Origin of the sequence: Pseudodesulfovibrio sp. 7M6, from assembly GCF_050058625.1 — a bacterium.
GTDB classification, from domain to species: domain Bacteria; phylum Desulfobacterota; class Desulfovibrionia; order Desulfovibrionales; family Desulfovibrionaceae; genus Pseudodesulfovibrio; species Pseudodesulfovibrio salinus.
In genome coordinates this window covers 3,041,427-3,057,861 of record NZ_CP188816.1, presented here as the reverse complement: position 1 = coordinate 3,057,861, position 16,435 = coordinate 3,041,427, and the positions used below count along the sequence as shown (strand labels likewise).

Genomic DNA, 16,435 nt, shown 5'->3' with positions numbered 1-16,435 from the left:
CGACAAAAAAATATCAGGCTAAAGCAGGCTGCGTATCCACTGCTCAACCATTTCGAACCGGTCGATGGCCACCACGAAGACGGCGGCCGCCAGCGCGCGTGACATGATGCCGGTGCGCACGAACCGCGCAAAGAGCATGAGCGCGGCCACTCCGCCCAGCCATTCCCACCAGTCGAAGGGCCGCGGCCAGATGAGAATCCACAGCCAGAGCAGGAGCAGGGCGTTTACGTATTTGACCCGGCGGCCCCAGTTGATCAGGTCCAGCCGTTTGAGCCGCTCCAAAAATTTGAATCCCTGCCGCAGGCCCCCCACAAAGGTGTAGATGCGGAACACCTGGAGCGCCACGAAGAATGCCACTCCCAGTATGAGGGAGGCGGTCGTCTGGCCGGAGAGCAGCAGGCATATGGTCAGCAGCGCCCAGAAGATGAGCATACTGCCCGCAAATACCGAATCGCCCAGCGCGGACAGGGTGTAGGAGGTGGTATCCTTGACCTTGGACAGCATCTTGGGCGGGAACCGTCCCGCTGCGATGGCCAGCTCCACGTTCAGGAATATGCCCGCCAGACACGCGGCCCAAAAGGGGTGGGACTGGTGGTGGCCCGCATATCGCTTGTAGGCCGCCTTGAGCGCCGTGGGATCGTCCCGGTATATGGCCCGCAGGCCGGGCTGCATGGCGAAGATCAGGCCGATGTTCTGCATACCGCGCGTATTGAATCCGGTACCGGAAAGATAGCTGCGCACGAAACAGCGCAGAAAGGCCATGGCTTGGGACTCGGCTCCGGGGATATGCAGACTCTTGGGATGCATGACAATTCTCCGGAGATCAGCGCTGGCCCGGCAGCAGGCCGTGTCGATAGAGGTGCCGGGCGCCGAACAGGGGGTGCAGGGAAACCGGCAGCGGACCGATGGGCACGATGAGAAAGGCCCCCGCTGCCACCAGAGCGGCCATGAGCGCTGTCCATGTCAGCCCGTGCAGGTCGGTGAGCGATTTCTCGGACATTCCTATCTATCCTTGTTCCCCACGTCCGGGACCAGCCCGGCGAGTTGCATTTCTTCCATATCCGACCCGGCGTCGCTGCCGCGCGTGGTCAGGTAGTCGCCGATCATCAGCCCGGATGACCCGGCCGTGAGCAGCTCCCGCTTGCGTTCCTGCCCAAAGACGATGGGGCGGCCGCCGCAGATGCGTAACGCCCTGTCCGGCAGCAGGAACCGGTAAAGCGCCACGATTCGCAGCGCCTCCTCGGGCGGAAGCGGTTTGCGCCCTTCCAGCGGTGTGCCCGGCACGGGATGCAGAAAATTGATCGGCACCGAATGCACGCCGAGGTCGCGCAGCAGCAGGGCCAATTCCACCCGGTCGTCCCAGCTTTCGCCAATGCCGAAGATGCCGCCGGAGCAGACGTGCAGCCCGGCCTTCAGCGCCGTGCGCACCGCGTCCACGTCCTCTTCGTATCGGTGGGTGGTGCACATGTGCGGGAAAAAGGAGGCTGACGTTTCCAGGTTGTGATGATACCCCGCAAGCCCCGCCTTTTTCAATGTATTTAATTGTTCGGGGGCCAGGATTCCGGCCGAAAGGTCCGGTGCCAGACCGATGCGTGTCAGCCGCCCTATGGCCTCGGCCAGGGTGTCCATGTCCCGTGTCGACCGGGTCTTGCCGCTCATGACCACGCCGAAACGGGTGGCTCCCGCCTCCCAGGCGGCGCGCCCGGACTTTTCGATCTCGTCCGGGGAAATGAGCGGATAGGTCGGGCTTTCGGCATGGTGATGGCCCGACTGGGCGCAGAAGGAACAGTCCTCGGAGCAGCGGCCGGAACAGGCGTTGACGATGGCGCACAGGGAGATGCGGTTGCCGAATCGGGCCAGCCGGATCTGGTGGGCCGCGTCCAGCAGTTCACTCAGGCGCTCGTCCGGCAGGTCCAGGAGGAACCGGATATCGGCGTCGGACGGGGTGCCGCCGTCCAGAACCTTGCGAAGAATTGAAGAGAGGCTCATGCGTCGCGCATCAAAGCATAGACCGCCTTGGCTGTCCAGCCGGGAGCCCGCTCCGCCACACGGCGTGCGATCTCCTTGGGCTTGCCTCCGGCCTTGCTTTCTTCCTCGATGATTTGGGCGATATCCTCGGCTTCCGCCTTGTCTGTGCCTTCGGGCGGGCCGATGAGCACTGTGATTTCGCCGCGCAATTCCGGGTCCACGCCCGATACATCGGCCAGCGTGCCGGGAATGAACTCCTCGAAATCCTTGGTCAGCTCGCGGGCGATGCAGAAGGGCCGGTCGCCCAGCACCTCTCGGCAAATTTTCAATGACCCGAGGAGCCGGGTCTTGCGTTCGAAAAAGATCAGCGTGGCCCCGGTATCTCGATGGGCGGCCAGGAGCTTTTCGGTCTGCCCCTTGCGCCGGGGCAGGAAGCCCAGAAACGTATACGGCAGCGGCGGCAGCCCGGAAGCGGAAAGGGCCGTTACCGGCGCGCTGGGGCCGGGCACGGGCGTCACCCGGATGCCCCGCTCGCGGCAGGCGCGTACCAGGGTATAGCCTGGGTCCGAGAGCAGCGGCGTCCCGGCATCGGAAATCAGGGCCACGGACGCGCCGTCCTCCAGCGCGGCCAGCACCCTCGGCAGCCGCTTCTCCTCATTGTGGTCGTAGAAGCTCATCAGTCTGCCGGAATGCGTCAGTCCGATGCGGGCAAAAAGTGCGCCGGACCGGCGGGTGTCCTCGGCCAGGATGAGGTCCGCGTTGGCCAGCACGTGCCGGGCGCGGGGCGAAAGGTCGTCCGTATTGCCCAGCGGCGTGGCGACAACGTGGAGTATCCCGCCTGCGTTGTATGAAATGTCTGTCTCGGAATTCGTCATCTCTGGATTCACCATCCGGGGCCGAGGCCTTCCGCGTCGAAAGCGTTCCTTATATGTTGCACGTCCATGGACGTGCCGGTGTCGGTCACCCCGGCTAGATCAAAGCGGCAGGGGGCATCCCACAAATCCTTTTCACTCAGGTAGAGCGCCGCGGCCTTGACCAGTCGGGCGCGTTTCGTCCTGGTCAGCCCGTCCGCCGGAGACCCCATGGTCCCGGCCCCGCGCGTCTTGACCTCCACAAAGACCAGGGTGTCGCCCTCGCGGCAGATCAGGTCCAGTTCCCACTGGCGGTGCCGCCAGTTGCGCTCAATGATGCGCAATCCGCATGATTCGAGGTACCGCGCGGCCGCGTCCTCGCCGAGATTGCCGCGCCGCTTTGAGGGTATCACCTTGGATAACAGGCCCATGGCAATCATCCTATCACAGGGGGCCCGGAGACGCTACAGCGCGGACCACCCGGATGTCGGGGCGTCAGAACAGGCTCGCCTGCCGCTGTTCCTTTTCCTCCGGCTTCACGCCGCGAAAGGTCAGCCGGTGTTGCTTGCAGGGGCCCAATTCCCGAATAGCCGCCATGTGCACTTCGGTGCCGTATCCCATATGCGCCTCCAGCCCATAGCCGGGATATCTGTGCCCCAGCTTGACCATCAGCCGGTCGCGAAATGTCTTGGCCATGATCGAGGCCGCCGAAATGGCCGGTATCAGCCCGTCGCCCTTGATGACCCATTCCTGCGGAATGTCCAGCTTGAGAGCATGGCTCGGTATAGTCTTGTTGCCGTCGATGCGCAAAAAGCGCGGCACCCGTTTCAGCCCCCGCACAGCCCGGCCCATGGCCAGGAACGTGGCCTGCAAAATATTCACCCGGTCGATCTCCGGCGCCCAGGCTACCCCAACAGCCCAGGTAACAGCCTGCTCGCGGATCATATCATATAATGTTTCCCGCTTCGCCGCCGTCAGCTTCTTGGAGTCGTTCAGCCCCGGCAGGTCATACTCCTCCGGCAAAATACACGCTCCGGCCACCACCGGCCCGGCCAGGCAGCCGCGTCCGGCCTCGTCCACACCCGCTATGAATTCGGCGGCGTGGGCTGCCGGGGTAAAAAGAGATGTCTCAGTCATGGGGGCCGTTCTGCCCGAAATCCGGGCCAAAGGGAAGTTGGCGGAGGAGATGCCTCCGGCGGCCCTACCGGGGGTCGCCTCGCCGGCGGGGCGTCTCCGACGGCCAGGACGCTGTCCTGGACCTGCCTAAGGCCGAGGGCCTTAGGAATCCCATTTCCGCTTTCGCGGGGGCGTAGCCTGCCAGAGCGTCTCATGCTAACGGTTTGCGTCGAAAAAATCGGGCTGGAAGCCGTGCTGCTTACCGACTTTTTTGTCAGCCGATTTTTTCGACGCAAACCGGGAGGTTTTAAAAAAGACAAATATAGTTTGAGTAAAACAATTTGACCTTTGCCTTTGTTTCAACCCGCCGTCTCGACAATATTTTCAGGCTCTTCCTTTTTCCCTGACGGCGGGGGCTACTGTCCGTGAAGATTCGGGCGGGGCGCTTTTCGTCCCGTGAGGGCGAAAAGCGCCCCGCCCGAAGATTTGCGGACGCCGTATAGCCGGTACCCGCCAAGCTCCCTGCCAACCAGCTCCAAATCCGCAAGCTCCTCCCCCGCGTAGCGGCGAAAGGGATCCAAGGGCCATAGCCCTTGGCAGGTCCAGGGCAGCGCCCTGGTCTCCACGAAGTGGTCCCCCGGAAGGGCCGCCGGAGGCATTCCCGGTTCCCCTTTTCAAGCGGTGCGACTTGCTGTACTACGGGGGGCGAATCGAACCGAGGAGATAGGGGAATGCTTGATCTCAAACTGATGCAGAAGGACCCGGAGCTTGTCCGTGCGAGCCTGGCGAACCGGAATTCCAAGATTGACGTGGCCGAGTTTACGGCCATGGACGAGCGGCGCAAGGCGCTGATTGCCGAAGTTGAGGCGCTGAAGGCTGAGAAAAACCGGGTGGGCCCGGAGATTGCCAAGCGCAAGAAGGCTGGCGAGGACGCTGCCGACCTGCTGGAGAAGATGGGCCAGGTGGCCGCGCGCACCAAGGAACTCGACGCCGAGCTTTCCGAGGTGGAGGCTGCCGAGAAGGAATGGATGATGTCGGTGCCGAACATCCCGCACGCGTCTGTTCCGGTAGGTAAGAGCGAGGATGACAACCCGGTGGTCCGGGTGGTCGGCGACGTTCCGTCCTTTGATTTTCAGCCCAAGGAGCACTGGGAGCTGGGCACCGCTCTGGGCGGCCTGGACTTCGAGTGCGCGGCCAAGCTTGCCGGGGCGCGGTTTTCTGTCAGCTTTGGCTGGTGCGCCCGGCTGGAACGCGCCCTGGCGCAGTTCATGCTGGATACCCAGACCTCGCTGCACGGCTATACCGAGGTCATTCCGCCGTACATCGTCAACAAGCGGACGATGACCGGCACGGGCCAGCTACCCAAGTTCGAGGAGGACCTGTTCAAGCTGACGGACGAGCGGGAGTTTTATCTCATTCCCACGGCCGAGGTCCCGCTGACCAATATTTATGCGGGCGAGGTGCTGGACGAGGCGGACTTGCCGATCAAGTTCTGCGCCTTCACCCCGTGCTTCCGGTCCGAAGCCGGTTCCTACGGCAAGGACACCCGGGGGCTGATCCGCCAGCACCAGTTCCACAAGGTGGAGATGGTCAACTTTGCCCATCCCGACCATTCCTACGAGGCGCTGGAGAACATGACCAATGCCGCAGAGAAGATTTTGCAGCTGCTGAACCTGCCGTACCGGGTCATCACCCTGTGCACGGGCGACATGGGCTTCGGCGCGGCCAAGACCTATGATATTGAGGTCTGGGTACCGGGCCAAGACAAGTACCGCGAGATATCCTCCTGCTCAAACTGCGAGGACTTCCAGGCTCGCCGGGCCGATATCCGGTTCCAGCCCAGAGATTCCAAGAAGAAACAGTACGTCCATACCTTGAACGGCTCCGGCTTGGCCGTTGGCCGCTGCCTGGTGGCGGTCATGGAAAATTATCAGCGCAAGGACGGCGCCATCGTCATCCCCGAGGCGCTGAAGCCCTACATGGGCGGCCTTGAGGTCGTGGAGCCAAAATAGGCTGACGTGATTTCATCGAAAAAAACAGGCCCCCGGCGCAATGCGTCGGGGGCCTTTGTTTTTGGCACGGTTTGCAGCCGTGTTTTGATTTGACGGTTGTATTCTCGATTTAATCAAGAGCGAATATAAAGATTCTTAATATTTATTCCGATAATAAAATACATAGACTGTTGTAATAACTTCTTTGCGAGGTTGCCATGAAAATAGGAAATGATCCCGGTTTTGGCTTGAATGTGGCTATCTTGAAGAATTCCAATGTCGCAGATGAGCCGGTGCAGTCCGAAGTGGACGGTGCCGTGCGGGAGGTGCTCACCGGGCATCAGGCTCGGAAGAGTCTCATGGCGGGCAATTTTGTCCATATGAACAGCGAACGCTCCCGGTACATCCAGGGGACGATGATCGGGCTTCAGGTCCAGAACGATTTCAAGAACAAGATGGACGCCGTGGTCAGCCAGTACAAGCTCCAGGCCCAGGCGGCGGACAGCTATGCGGAGAAGGCGCTTGCCGGGCAAAAAACCGCCAGAGCCATGGGTGAAACGGTGAAGGGAGAGGTTTCCGAAAAGGAAACCGACCGTATGGCCAAGGAACGCGAGGAAGATGAGGCCCGGATAGAGGAACGGCAGACCGAGAAGGCCGAGGAGAAAAAGGCCGAGTCAAAGGATGCGGAGGCTGCCGGGGACGAGACTGTCGAGACGAAGGCAGCTCCTGGGGAAAGCAAGGAAGTCCCAAAAGCGGAGGCGGTTCCCGTGGAAAGCAAGGAGACTCCGACAGTAAAGGAAGAGCCCTCTTCGGAAGCCGGCAACGCGTCGGCTCCGGCTGTGGACCTTGATGTATAGCGGAAACGTGTAGTGACTTTTGGGAAAAGAGTCGTTTCGTCAAATACAAAAACGTATTCGCATAGAGCCTTTTTTGTCATATCGCAACGGGCGAATATAAAAATTCTTAAGATAATTACCGGTACTAATAGATATATGCCTCGTCAATGACGCTTTGCGAGGTTGCGATGAAGATAGGAAACGGTTCCGAATTCAGTTTGAATGTTGAGATGATGAAGCAGATGCCCTCGGTGGAGGAGACTCTACAGTCCAGTTTGGAAGAAAATCTGACGGACGAGCTTGCTGATATGGAGGCATTCCTGCCGGATGATCTTATTGGGCACCAGGTTCGGGATAACCTCATGTCGGAGAATCAGTTCCATAACAATATGGAGCGTTCCCGATATCTCCAGGGGACAATGATCGGGCTCAAGGTTCACAACGACTACATGGACAAGTTGAATGGCATAATCAGCAAGTATCGGCTTGAGTCCTCCGGGGCTGGCACTCTCGAGAGTGCGGCTGCCGGGCGCAAGGCCGCGCGAGAGGCTGTTGCCTTTGTCAAAAGCGAGGTCTCGAGAACGCAATCCGAGCGAATGGAGCAGGAGCGCGAGGATGATGAGGAGACGGTCGAAGAAAAGCGTGAGGAAAAGGTAGAGAAAAAGCTTGTTGCAAAGGCCAAGGAAAGTTTGGGGAAGAAAAAGGGCGGGGAAGACTCGGATGATGAGGCTGTAGCCGGGCAGGAGGGGACGATACCGACAGCCGCAGAGGCCTCAGCTGATGGCGGTGCCGGGGCGGATTCCGGTATTGACTTGCATGTGTGAGATCCACACCGTTGGGATTTTCATGAAAAAGGGCCGCTCCATTGGGAGCGGCCCTTTTTCTTCCATGATTCGTCCCGGTTCAGCCGTCCAGTTCCTTTTCCAGCCAGTCGCGGACAGCGGGGGTGAGGGCGAGGATGCCCTTGATGCCGCCCAGTTCCTTTTCCAGGTCTTTGGCCAGATCGTCGGGAATTTTTTTGGAGCAGAGTACGGTGGAGCCGTAGTTGTTCATGCGCATGAGCACCACCTTGGGGGCTTCCCAGGTGTCGATGGCGAAATATATCGAGTATTCGCCGCTCCGTGTGACCGGGGAGCGCATGGCGTCGCGATAGTTGTTGTTGCCCCACTCCAGATACAGGGTCACGGCATCTTCGTGGATCATGTCCCAGTTGACTTCATTGAGCCACTGCTTGCAGGTGTTGGCGTCTTCGCTCATGTCGTTCTCCATGTTTTTTGCTCTGATTGCGAATATGATGAATATAGGGCGGTTTCGTTTTTTCGTCCAGCCGTTACGGATCAATGCCGTTCTCTTTGTTCTCCTTGCGCACGCGCAGCAGCACGGCAAAACCGATGAGCAGGGCAAGGGAAGCGAGTTCCCGGACCCAGAGTGCCCAGAGAATGTAGCCGCCAATCAGCAGTGCGGCCAGGAACGGAATCCACTTGCGGCGGTTCCACGGTGCGGCGATCCAGTCCTTTTCCCACTCGATACCTGCGCGGACGAAGCGTTGCCAGCGGCCGTCTGTATGGGGCGGCTCCGGCCAGGAGAAGAAACCGGCTCCCAGCAGGATAAGTCCGGCCGAGGCAGTGAGCGGTCCGTGCAGTAGAAGCGATAGGGCAAGCACGACCAGCCCGGCGAGATGCAGGGTCCAGTTCCAGTGGCTCCTGTGGCGCGCGAGGGCGAGGGCGGCGAGCCCGGATGACGTATCGTTTTTTCCCATTGTGAGAGAATGATACCCCGGCAGGCGAGGTGATTGCAACCGGTCCGGCTCTCGGGTAATGAATACGCCATGGATACCCTCCTCATCTCCCGCGCCGTGGCCGAACTGGGCGAATGCCTGCGGGTCAACGGCAACTTTATGGCAACGGCCGAATCCTGCACAGGCGGATTCCTGGCTTCCACCCTGACCGACCTGCCCGGCAGCTCCGAGTGGTTCAAGGGGTCGGTGGTGGCCTATTCCAATGAAGTGAAGCAAGGCCTGCTCGGCGTTCCCGCCGATGTGCTGGAGGCCAACGGCGCTGTTTCCGAGCCCGTGGTCCTGGCCATGGCGCAGGGCGTGCTGAAGGCCGTGGGCGCGGATGTTTCCGTGGCCATCTCCGGCGTGGCCGGACCCGGCGGCGGCACACCGGGAAAACCCGTGGGCACGGTCTGGATGGCCTGGGCATGGCCCGGCGGCACCCGCGCCCGGCGCTATGACTTTTCGGGCGACCGCGCGGCGGTCAAGGCCCAGTCGGTTATGAGTGCCATCAACGGCCTGCTGTCCGTGGTGCGCTAGCCCGCGGGGAGAGGCGGTGGCCAAACCGAGGCCCTGGAACACCCGTAATCCGGCTTTGGCACTTTTACTCCCGCAGGTGAGATTGTATGTGTGTCCCGATGATTCGGGGGACCTCGGATGCGGTCGAATACTCGCCGTTGAATACACTGTTTTGCCAAAAATAATTCAACAAACTGAATTAACTAATATTATTCATCATTGCCAAGTAAAGGCAAACACAGTAACAGTAACGGTCTTGTGTAACTGTCCGAAACGCTTGAATCATGAGAGAGGTTTGTGATGAAACGCATATTTTTTGCCTTCCTTTTGTTGGCCCTGGCCCTGAGTGCGGCAACAGCTTTTGCCGCTGACGATTCCTGGAACCGCGTCAAGGAGTCCGGCAAGCTGGTCATCGGCCTGGACGATGCCTTCCCGCCCATGGGATTCCGTGACGACAAGGGTGTTCTGATCGGTTTTGACGTGGACGCGGCCGAAGCTGTCGGCAAGCGGCTGGGCATCACCATTGTCTGGCAGCCCACCGAGTGGAAGGGTGTCATCAACTCCCTGTACGCCAAGAAGTTCGACTGTATCTGGAACGGCATGACCATCACTCCCGAGCGTGAGAAGAAGGTAGCCTTCTCCAAGCCGTACCTGATGGACGGCCAGATCGCCACCGTGAGCGTCAACGAGAAGGCCATCAAGACTCTGGACGATCTGGGCGGCAAGAAGGTTGGCGTGCAGGCTGGTTCCCCGGCTCTGGAAGCGGCCAAGGAGCTGCCCAAGAAGGCTGGCGAGATTCGCGAGTACGACACCAACCCCAAGGCTTTCCTTGACCTTGAGGCCGGTCGCATCAATTCCGTGGTCGTGGACAACGTCACCGGCCGCTACTACATGGCCTCCCGCGCCGGTAAGTACCGCGCCCTGCCCGGCTTCATCACCAAGGAGCCCTTCGGCGTCGCCTTCCGTCTGGAAGACGTGGCCCTGCGCAGCATGATCCAGAAGGCCATCGACGAGATGATCGCGGACGGCACCATGGGCACCATCTCCCGCAAGTGGTTCGGCGAGGATGTGACCAATCCGGCCCAGTGGTAGCAGATATCGTGCGGTTTAGAATTCAAATGGTGGGGAGCGTCCTTGCGGCGCTCCTCGTTTTTGCCTTTATTGCCGGAGGGACGGCCCGGGCCGCCGGTCATGAGGAGGCCGACGCCCTGTTGCGTCGGGCCGGCGACATCATGATCACCGGCGACCTCAAGGGGGCGGCCGAGGTATTTCTTCAGGTTGCCGTACCGGGGCCGGAAGGGGACGCCGGACAGTTTGCCACCAGCCGGATGCAGGCGGCCAAGCTGGAGTTTGCCACCAAGGACTATCAGGCGGCGCTGAAAGCCGTGGACGAGCTGCTGGCCGTCTACCCGGACAATATCGAGGCCAAGCAGTTCCGTGCTTCGGTGGAGGACGCCATGCTGCCCCAGTGGCGGCGGCTGGTGCGGGACACGGTCAAGTTCGTGCCCCATCTGCTCAAGGGCAGCATCATGACCTTGATGCTCGTCTTTTTCACCATCATTGTTTCGCCGGTGGGCGGCTTGGCCATTGCGCTTGGGCGCATCTCGAATTTCAGCCCGGTCAGTAAGTTCTGCTGGTTCGTCATCTGGTTGTTTCGGGGTACGCCGCTGCTCCTGCAGCTCTTTTTCATCTACTACGGCCTGCCTGCCATAGGCATTACCCTGAAGCCCATTCCGGCCGCGCTCATCGGTCTGGGGCTCAACTATTCGGCCTATCTGGCGGAGATCATCCGTTCCGGCATTCTCTCCATCGACCGGGGGCAGATGGAGGCGGCCGAAGCCATGGGCATGAGCTACTGGCAAGCCATGCGCCGGGTCATTATTCCCCAGACCTACCGGGTCATTCTGCCTCCCGTGGGCAATGAATTCATCGCGCTGATCAAGGATACCGCCCTGGTCTCCACCATCGCCATGGTGGAACTGATGCGGACCGCCGACCAGCTGTTCAACGCCTCGTTCAACGTCACGGTGCTGGCCCTGGCCGCCCTGATCTACCTCGCCTTTACCACGGTCTTCACCTTTGCCTTCCAGTGGCTTGAAGTCCGGGTCGGGGCCTACGAGCAACGCTGATGCACGCACTCCTGGAACTCAAGAATATCGTCAAGACCTTCGGCGAGCATCGGGCCGTGGACAACGTCTCGCTCTCCCTGGCCCCAGGGGAAAAGACCGTCATCATCGGCCCTTCCGGGTCGGGCAAGTCCACGCTGCTGCGCGCCATCAATTTCCTGGAAACCATCGACTCCGGTTCCATCGGGTTTGACGGCAAGGATGTGGGTTACCGTACGGTCAAGGGACAGCTCGTCCTGGACAAGCCCAAGAACATCTGCCGCCTGCGCACCCAGATCGGCATGGTCTTTCAGCACTTTCACCTCTTCCCGCACATGACCGTGCTGGGCAACGCCATGGAAGGGCCGGTGACCGTGCTGCGCACTCCCAAGGCAGAGGCGCGTGAGATAGCGCTTTCCATGCTGGAAAAGGTGGGCATGGCCGAGTTTGCGGACCGGTATCCCGCCTCCCTTTCCGGCGGGCAGAAGCAGCGCGTGGCTATTGCCCGCGCCCTGGCCATGCAGCCCAGGCTGATGCTTTTTGACGAGCCTACCTCGGCCCTGGACCCGGAGCTGGTGGGCGAGGTCTTCGCCACCATCAAGCAGTTGGCGGACGAGGGCATGACCATGATTATCGTCACCCACAACATGGGCTTTGCGCGCGAGGTTGCGGATCAGGTTGTGTTCATGGAAAACGGTTCCCTGCTGGCGCAGGGCGCGCCGGACGAGTTCTTCGGCACCCATTGCGAAGACCCGCGCATTCAGAGCTTCATCGACCGTATCTTTTAGCATAACCCGGCAGTAGGGGTGTCCGGCCACGGTGTTGCGGGGCGATCTCCTGCACCTGCTGAGGGCGAAAAGCACAATATTCAAGAGGCTGCGCGATGTTTTCGCGCAGCCTCTTTATTCATCGATTCCATTTGGTACAGATGGACTGTAGTTCGAGGTCGCAGTTCCCAGCCTCGCCCATTGCCATTCCACGCTCCTTGAACGTCAACGAAGAATCGCCCAGTTGAACCGTGGCGTCGAAGTGGAATTGCAGGGTTTCCTTGAGCAGCATCCTGTCGCCTTGCCATTTGGCTGTTCCCTTCTCGATGTTGATTGTTTTGCAAACCCGCCTGTCGACTGCGTCCGGGTACTCGGCGTATATTTTGTAGCTGCTGCCGGACTTCGTTATGGTCACCGGGCTGGCGGGATAGATGGTGCCCTCGTAAAAACCGCATGTTTCATGGGGGGGCGGAGCAGGAGTATGTACCTGTATACGGTTCCTCCTAAGCCCGAGCCGTGGCGGTGCAAAGAAATAGAAAAATGACTAAAAATGACAGGTGAATGTTTTTCATCTGCTCCTTCTTCGTCCCTATCCAAGCCTGGGATTGCGTTTTGGCTGCACTAACAGGATATTCATCTTCATATATCTCGTTCCAGTTTGGAGCAAGACACGGTACGGTTTTTTGTCTGTTGGGACATTGGTTTCGGTTCATTTTGGGTATTTCGTTGGAAATCCCGTCATGGCACTGAAACAAAATGATTTATCGAAACATCCAGTGAAATGTCGGTACAAAGCCGTACTGGTTTTGGAGGGATTAGCTGAAGGGCCTGTTGTCAGTGAGAGGAAACAAGGAGACTGAAATGAACCGATTGATGTTGCTGCTGTTTTTACCCCTGGTCCTGTTCGCTTCGACTGCATTGGCTGAAGATAAGATCGGCGTCGATCTCATGAATGACTCCGGCGCTACTCGTGTGGTTAAGGTCAGCATATACTCGTCCCCGGGCGGAAGTGATTATATGGAGGAGACGCTCGGGGATACCCGGCAAACCCGTTTTGCCATCCCTTCCGGGCCGAAAACCGAAAGTGAATTGACGTTTGAGATTCGAAACGATCGGTCCGAGATACTATCGCATGTCTATGTCACGTGCAGCGAGGGGAAATGCCAGCCCACTCAGGTTGGTGAGGGCGTGCAGTATTACGTCGTGGAGGGCGGCAAAAGCTTTGCCCTGCACTTGGTCAAGGACGATGTGCCTACCAAGCAATAGCATGATGGGAGTGGCGTTTTAACAACACAAATCCACAAAGCCAGTTTAAACAACTGAAACAGTGGGTTAAGGGACATATAGGCTAGTTATCTGGTACAGCCCCTAAATTTACGTTGATTTTGAGGCTGACCCTGAACAGACCTCGCCGGGATTGCCTAGCGAGGTCTGTTCCTTTTGACTGGATGCAATCAGCCCATTCTTTCAGACTGTCACACTTGTAATCGTAAATTTTAGAGCAGGTAAAAAATAAAGGTAATGGGGTGTCCAATACTTGAGCTTGGTGGTATGCTTTCTTTCCCGGCCCTGTCGGGCCTAGTAGATACCAAGGAGACCGTATGCTACCTGCACCGTATGATGCCATTCATAGCGAATTACTTCGTTTTTTACCTGAGCAACGCGTTTACACCGATCCGTTGCGGACCCTTGCCTATGGCACGGATGCCAGCTTTTACCGGCTCATTCCAAAAATCGTTGTCGATACGGACAGCGAGGACGAGGTCGTGCGCATTCTGCAGGTGATCAATGCCCATCATGTCCCTGTAACCTTCCGCGCCGCAGGCACCAGCCTTTCCGGGCAGGCCATCAGCGATTCCGTGCTGGTCCGGCTGGGAGACGGCTGGCGTCATTTCCGCATCTTCGACGATGCGGCCAAGATAGAACTGGAGCCCGGCATTATCGGCAGCCATGCCAACAAGTTGCTCGCCCCCCACGGCAAGAAGATCGGCCCGGACCCGGCCAGCATCGATACCTGCAAGATCGGCGGCATCGTGGCCAACAACGCCTCCGGCATGTGCTGCGGCGTGGCCGAGAACAGCTACAAGACCCTGCACTCCATGCGGGTGGTCCTGGTGGACGGCACCCCGCTGGATACCGCCGACCCGTCCAGCCGCGACGCCTTTGCCGCTAGTCACTCCCATATCCTCGACGGACTGGCGGAAATGCGCGCCAAGGTCATGGCCAACAAGAAATTGGCCGAGCGCATTCACCACAAATTCAAGATCAAGAACACCACGGGCTACAGCCTGAACGCCATTGTGGATTTCGAGGACCCCTTTGATATCCTCCAGCACCTGCTGGTGGGCAGCGAGGGCACCTTGGCCTTCATTTCCAAGGTCGTCTACAACACCGTGGTGGAGCATCCGCACAAGGCCTCGGCCCTGATGCGCTTCCCGGATATCCGCTCCGCCTGCGAGGCGGCCACGGCCTTGCGCGGCGGCGCTGTTTCCGCTGCCGAGATCATGGATCGCGCGTCCATCTCCTCGGTGCAGGACAAGCCCGGAATGCCCGAGGGGCTGGACAAGCTGGGACCGGATGCCGCCGCCCTGCTGGTGGAGGTCCGCGCCGGTTCCGCTAGCGAGTTGAAGAAGAAGATCACCAAGGTCAAGGAGACCATCAAGGGCATCAAACCCCTTGAGCCGCACAACTTTACCGACATCCCCGCCGAGTTCAACAAGCTGTGGAACGTGCGGCGCGGCCTGTTCCCGGCCGTGGGTGCGGTGCGCGAGGCGGGTACCACGGTCATCATCGAGGACGTGGCCTTCCCCATCGAGTCCCTGGCCGACGGCGCGCTGGATCTGCAGGAGCTCTTCCGCAAGCACGGTTACGACAAGGCGATCATCTTCGGCCACGCCCTGGAGGGCAATCTCCACTTCGTGTTCACCCAGGACTTCAACAGCCAGTCTGAAATCGACCGCTACGAGGCCTTCATGGAAGACGTCACCGACATGGTGGCGAACAAGTATCAGGGATCGCTCAAGGCGGAACACGGCACCGGCCGGAACATGGCCCATTTCGTGGAATTGGAATGGGGTCGCGACGCCTTTGCCCTTATGCGCGAGATCAAGGATTTGTTCGATCCCGAAGGATTGCTCAACCCGGGCGTCATCATCAATGACGATCCCAAGGCGCACCTGAAGGACCTGAAGCCGCTGCCCGTGGCGGACGGTTTGGTGGATCGCTGTATCGAATGCGGATTCTGCGAGCCGACCTGTCCGTCGCGCGATCTGACGCTTACGCCGCGTCAGCGCATCGTCACCTTCCGTGAGCTGGCCCGGAAACAGCAGGCGGGCGAGGGCGAGGAAGCCATGCGCGCCTTCCAGAAAAGTTTCGATTACGACGGCGAGGCCACCTGCGCCGCGGACGGCCTGTGCGCCCTGCGTTGTCCGGTATCCATCGATACCGGAAAGTTCATCAAGCATTATCGCAGCTTGGGACATGGCAAGTGGGAGAACCGCCTTGCCTCCCTCACCGCATCGCAAATGGGACTGGCCGTGCACGGTGTGTCCGGCGCGTTGCGCGTGGCCGGAGCCGCGCATGACGTCCTGGGCGACAAGGCCATGGACGGGCTGACCGGCGGCCTGCACAAGGTGTCGGGCAAGCGGATTCCGCGCTGGAACGTCTCCATGCCCCGAGCCGCGTCGCCGTCCCGGTTCAAGCCCTCGCGCAAGCCGGACCGGCAGGTGGTTTACTTCCCCAGCTGTGTAGCCCGGCACATGGGGGCGGAAAAGCACGACCCGGACAAGACCGCCATTCGGGACAAGACCCTCAGTCTGCTATCCAAGGCCGGGTACGAGGTTATCTACCCGGACCGCATGAACAGCCTGTGCTGCGGCCAGCCGTGGGAGTCCAAGGGCTTCATGGATCAGGCCGACGCCAAGCTCAGCGAGTTGGAATGCGCCCTGCGCGCGGCCAGCAAGGGCGGGGAACTGCCCATTCTCTGCGACACCAGCCCGTGCCTCTATCGCATGAAGGAGCACATCAAGGGATTGGAGCTCTTCGAGCCGGTCCAGTTCGCGGTCAAATTCCTGGCCGATCGGCTGGATTTCACGCCCGTCAACGAGCGCATCGCCCTGCACATCACTTGCAGTTCGCGCAAGATGGGGCTGGCCGATCAGATGGAGGCTCTGGCCCGCAAATGTGCCCGCGAGGTGGTGGTGCCGGAGGAAGTCTTTTGCTGCGGCTTTGCCGGAGACAGGGGATTCAACTATCCCGAACTGAACGAGTCCGCCCTGAAACATCTGCATGAGCAGTTGGAAGGATGCACCCACGGGTATTCCACCTCCCGGACCTGCGAGGTCGGCCTCTCGCTCCACGGCAAGGTCCCGTACAAGAACCTTATCTTCCTGTTGGATGCGGCCAGTTGGCCCAAGGAGGATGCTGCGGACTAGGGACGCAGCGCAAATAGTGCCTAATGAAAGACCCCGCCGGACATGGTCCGGCGGGGTCATTAGTTCTGTTGCGGA

General features: G+C 59.9%; 18 protein-coding genes and 1 pseudogene. 10 read left to right on the top strand and 9 right to left on the bottom strand.

Annotated features, from left to right (window positions below; all coding sequences use genetic code 11):
• Positions 1-18: 18 nt before the first annotated feature.
• From ACI0FG_RS14320 to ACI0FG_RS14295, 6 genes are all read right to left on the bottom strand, one after another.
• Entirely contained in the window at positions 19-807 is a 789-nt protein-coding gene (locus ACI0FG_RS14320; protein ID WP_419785680.1) for a PTS system mannose/fructose/sorbose family transporter subunit IID, read from the bottom strand.
• 16 nt (positions 808-823) lie between these two features.
• Complete coding sequence (locus tag ACI0FG_RS14315; RefSeq protein WP_419785679.1) at positions 824-1,000, bottom strand: hypothetical protein; 177 nt, start codon at positions 998-1,000, stop codon at positions 824-826.
• A 2-nt stretch (positions 1,001-1,002) separates the two neighbouring features.
• Positions 1,003-1,989, bottom strand: a complete 987-nt coding sequence (bioB, locus tag ACI0FG_RS14310; protein WP_419785678.1) for a biotin synthase BioB — start codon at positions 1,987-1,989, stop codon at positions 1,003-1,005.
• Entirely contained in the window at positions 1,986-2,843 is an 858-nt protein-coding gene (gene rsmI / locus ACI0FG_RS14305) for a 16S rRNA (cytidine(1402)-2'-O)-methyltransferase (protein WP_419785677.1), read from the bottom strand. The genes bioB and rsmI overlap by 4 nt, the downstream gene beginning before the upstream one ends.
• 8 nt (positions 2,844-2,851) lie before the next feature.
• Positions 2,852-3,250, bottom strand: a complete 399-nt coding sequence (locus ACI0FG_RS14300; RefSeq protein ID WP_419785676.1) for a YraN family protein — start codon at positions 3,248-3,250, stop codon at positions 2,852-2,854.
• A gap of 64 nt (positions 3,251-3,314) precedes the next feature.
• On the bottom strand, positions 3,315-3,956 hold the full coding sequence (locus ACI0FG_RS14295) for a ribonuclease HII (RefSeq protein ID WP_419785675.1): 642 nt from the start codon (positions 3,954-3,956) through the stop codon (positions 3,315-3,317).
• A gap of 710 nt (positions 3,957-4,666) precedes the next feature.
• On the opposite strand from ACI0FG_RS14295, the gene serS reads away from it, so the two are divergent.
• The 3 genes from serS (at position 4,667) to ACI0FG_RS14280 (ending at position 7,586) form a co-directional block, all read left to right on the top strand.
• On the top strand, positions 4,667-5,947 hold the full coding sequence (gene serS, locus ACI0FG_RS14290; protein WP_419785674.1) for a serine--tRNA ligase: 1,281 nt from the start codon (positions 4,667-4,669) through the stop codon (positions 5,945-5,947).
• A 197-nt stretch (positions 5,948-6,144) separates the two neighbouring features.
• Positions 6,145-6,783 carry a hypothetical protein gene (locus ACI0FG_RS14285; protein WP_419785673.1) on the top strand — a complete coding sequence of 213 codons (639 nt, stop codon included), beginning with the start codon at positions 6,145-6,147 and terminating at the stop codon, positions 6,781-6,783.
• Positions 6,784-6,950: 167 nt separating this feature from the next.
• On the top strand, positions 6,951-7,586 hold the full coding sequence (locus ACI0FG_RS14280) for a hypothetical protein (protein ID WP_419785672.1): 636 nt from the start codon (positions 6,951-6,953) through the stop codon (positions 7,584-7,586).
• A gap of 79 nt (positions 7,587-7,665) precedes the next feature.
• On the opposite strand, the gene ACI0FG_RS14275 is transcribed toward ACI0FG_RS14280, so the two are convergent.
• Together ACI0FG_RS14275 and ACI0FG_RS14270 are read right to left on the bottom strand one after the other, a co-directional pair.
• A complete protein-coding gene (locus ACI0FG_RS14275; protein ID WP_419785671.1) occupies positions 7,666-8,019 on the bottom strand; it encodes a DVU0772 family protein in 354 nt (117 codons plus the stop codon).
• A gap of 73 nt (positions 8,020-8,092) precedes the next feature.
• Positions 8,093-8,521, bottom strand: a complete 429-nt coding sequence (locus ACI0FG_RS14270) for a hypothetical protein (RefSeq protein ID WP_419785670.1) — start codon at positions 8,519-8,521, stop codon at positions 8,093-8,095.
• 69 nt (positions 8,522-8,590) lie between these two features.
• Between ACI0FG_RS14270 and ACI0FG_RS14265 the strand changes: the two genes are divergently transcribed.
• The 4 genes from ACI0FG_RS14265 to ACI0FG_RS14250 all read left to right on the top strand — a co-directional run bounded on the left by ACI0FG_RS14265 (position 8,591) and on the right by ACI0FG_RS14250 (position 11,948).
• On the top strand, positions 8,591-9,076 hold the full coding sequence (locus tag ACI0FG_RS14265) for a CinA family protein (RefSeq protein WP_419785669.1): 486 nt from the start codon (positions 8,591-8,593) through the stop codon (positions 9,074-9,076).
• Between the two features lie 279 nt (positions 9,077-9,355).
• Positions 9,356-10,147: an amino acid ABC transporter substrate-binding protein gene (locus ACI0FG_RS14260; protein WP_419785668.1), complete on the top strand. Its 792-nt coding sequence runs from the start codon at positions 9,356-9,358 to the stop codon at positions 10,145-10,147.
• Between the two features lie 8 nt (positions 10,148-10,155).
• Entirely contained in the window at positions 10,156-11,184 is a 1,029-nt protein-coding gene (locus ACI0FG_RS14255) for an ABC transporter permease subunit (protein ID WP_419785667.1), read from the top strand.
• Entirely contained in the window at positions 11,184-11,948 is a 765-nt protein-coding gene (locus ACI0FG_RS14250; RefSeq protein ID WP_419785666.1) for an amino acid ABC transporter ATP-binding protein, read from the top strand. The genes ACI0FG_RS14255 and ACI0FG_RS14250 overlap by 1 nt, the downstream gene beginning before the upstream one ends.
• A gap of 118 nt (positions 11,949-12,066) precedes the next feature.
• Here the strand turns inward: ACI0FG_RS14250 and ACI0FG_RS14245 are convergent, their stop codons facing one another.
• Positions 12,067-12,342 carry a hypothetical protein gene (locus ACI0FG_RS14245; protein WP_419785665.1) on the bottom strand — a complete coding sequence of 92 codons (276 nt, stop codon included), beginning with the start codon at positions 12,340-12,342 and terminating at the stop codon, positions 12,067-12,069.
• 446 nt (positions 12,343-12,788) lie between these two features.
• Between ACI0FG_RS14245 and ACI0FG_RS14240 the strand changes: the two genes are divergently transcribed.
• From ACI0FG_RS14240 to ACI0FG_RS14230, 3 genes and pseudogenes are all read left to right on the top strand, one after another.
• Entirely contained in the window at positions 12,789-13,193 is a 405-nt protein-coding gene (locus ACI0FG_RS14240; protein ID WP_419785664.1) for a hypothetical protein, read from the top strand.
• Positions 13,194-13,201: 8 nt separating this feature from the next.
• Positions 13,202-13,279 (top strand): annotated as a pseudogene (locus ACI0FG_RS14235) (IS1595 family transposase); the annotation flags it as partial.
• A gap of 249 nt (positions 13,280-13,528) precedes the next feature.
• Entirely contained in the window at positions 13,529-16,360 is a 2,832-nt protein-coding gene (locus ACI0FG_RS14230) for an FAD-binding and (Fe-S)-binding domain-containing protein (protein ID WP_419785663.1), read from the top strand.
• Positions 16,361-16,435: the final 75 nt, after the last annotated feature.

What these genes read in the sequence shown, in the direction of transcription:
- ACI0FG_RS14320 (WP_419785680.1), bottom strand. Translation starts at nt 807, where the DNA reads ATGCATCCCAAGAGTCTGCATATCCCCGGAGCCGAGTCCCAAGCCATG.
- ACI0FG_RS14315 (WP_419785679.1), bottom strand. Translation starts at nt 1,000, where the DNA reads ATGTCCGAGAAATCGCTCACCGACCTGCACGGGCTGACATGGACAGCG.
- bioB (WP_419785678.1), bottom strand. Translation starts at nt 1,989, where the DNA reads ATGAGCCTCTCTTCAATTCTTCGCAAGGTTCTGGACGGCGGCACCCCG.
- rsmI (WP_419785677.1), bottom strand. Translation starts at nt 2,843, where the DNA reads ATGACGAATTCCGAGACAGACATTTCATACAACGCAGGCGGGATACTC.
- ACI0FG_RS14300 (WP_419785676.1), bottom strand. Translation starts at nt 3,250, where the DNA reads ATGGGCCTGTTATCCAAGGTGATACCCTCAAAGCGGCGCGGCAATCTC.
- ACI0FG_RS14295 (WP_419785675.1), bottom strand. Translation starts at nt 3,956, where the DNA reads ATGACTGAGACATCTCTTTTTACCCCGGCAGCCCACGCCGCCGAATTC.
- serS (WP_419785674.1), top strand. Translation starts at nt 4,667, where the DNA reads ATGCTTGATCTCAAACTGATGCAGAAGGACCCGGAGCTTGTCCGTGCG.
- ACI0FG_RS14285 (WP_419785673.1), top strand. Translation starts at nt 6,145, where the DNA reads ATGAAAATAGGAAATGATCCCGGTTTTGGCTTGAATGTGGCTATCTTG.
- ACI0FG_RS14280 (WP_419785672.1), top strand. Translation starts at nt 6,951, where the DNA reads ATGAAGATAGGAAACGGTTCCGAATTCAGTTTGAATGTTGAGATGATG.
- ACI0FG_RS14275 (WP_419785671.1), bottom strand. Translation starts at nt 8,019, where the DNA reads ATGAGCGAAGACGCCAACACCTGCAAGCAGTGGCTCAATGAAGTCAAC.
- ACI0FG_RS14270 (WP_419785670.1), bottom strand. Translation starts at nt 8,521, where the DNA reads ATGGGAAAAAACGATACGTCATCCGGGCTCGCCGCCCTCGCCCTCGCG.
- ACI0FG_RS14265 (WP_419785669.1), top strand. Translation starts at nt 8,591, where the DNA reads ATGGATACCCTCCTCATCTCCCGCGCCGTGGCCGAACTGGGCGAATGC.
- ACI0FG_RS14260 (WP_419785668.1), top strand. Translation starts at nt 9,356, where the DNA reads ATGAAACGCATATTTTTTGCCTTCCTTTTGTTGGCCCTGGCCCTGAGT.
- ACI0FG_RS14250 (WP_419785666.1), top strand. Translation starts at nt 11,184, where the DNA reads ATGCACGCACTCCTGGAACTCAAGAATATCGTCAAGACCTTCGGCGAG.
- ACI0FG_RS14240 (WP_419785664.1), top strand. Translation starts at nt 12,789, where the DNA reads ATGAACCGATTGATGTTGCTGCTGTTTTTACCCCTGGTCCTGTTCGCT.
- ACI0FG_RS14230 (WP_419785663.1), top strand. Translation starts at nt 13,529, where the DNA reads ATGCTACCTGCACCGTATGATGCCATTCATAGCGAATTACTTCGTTTT.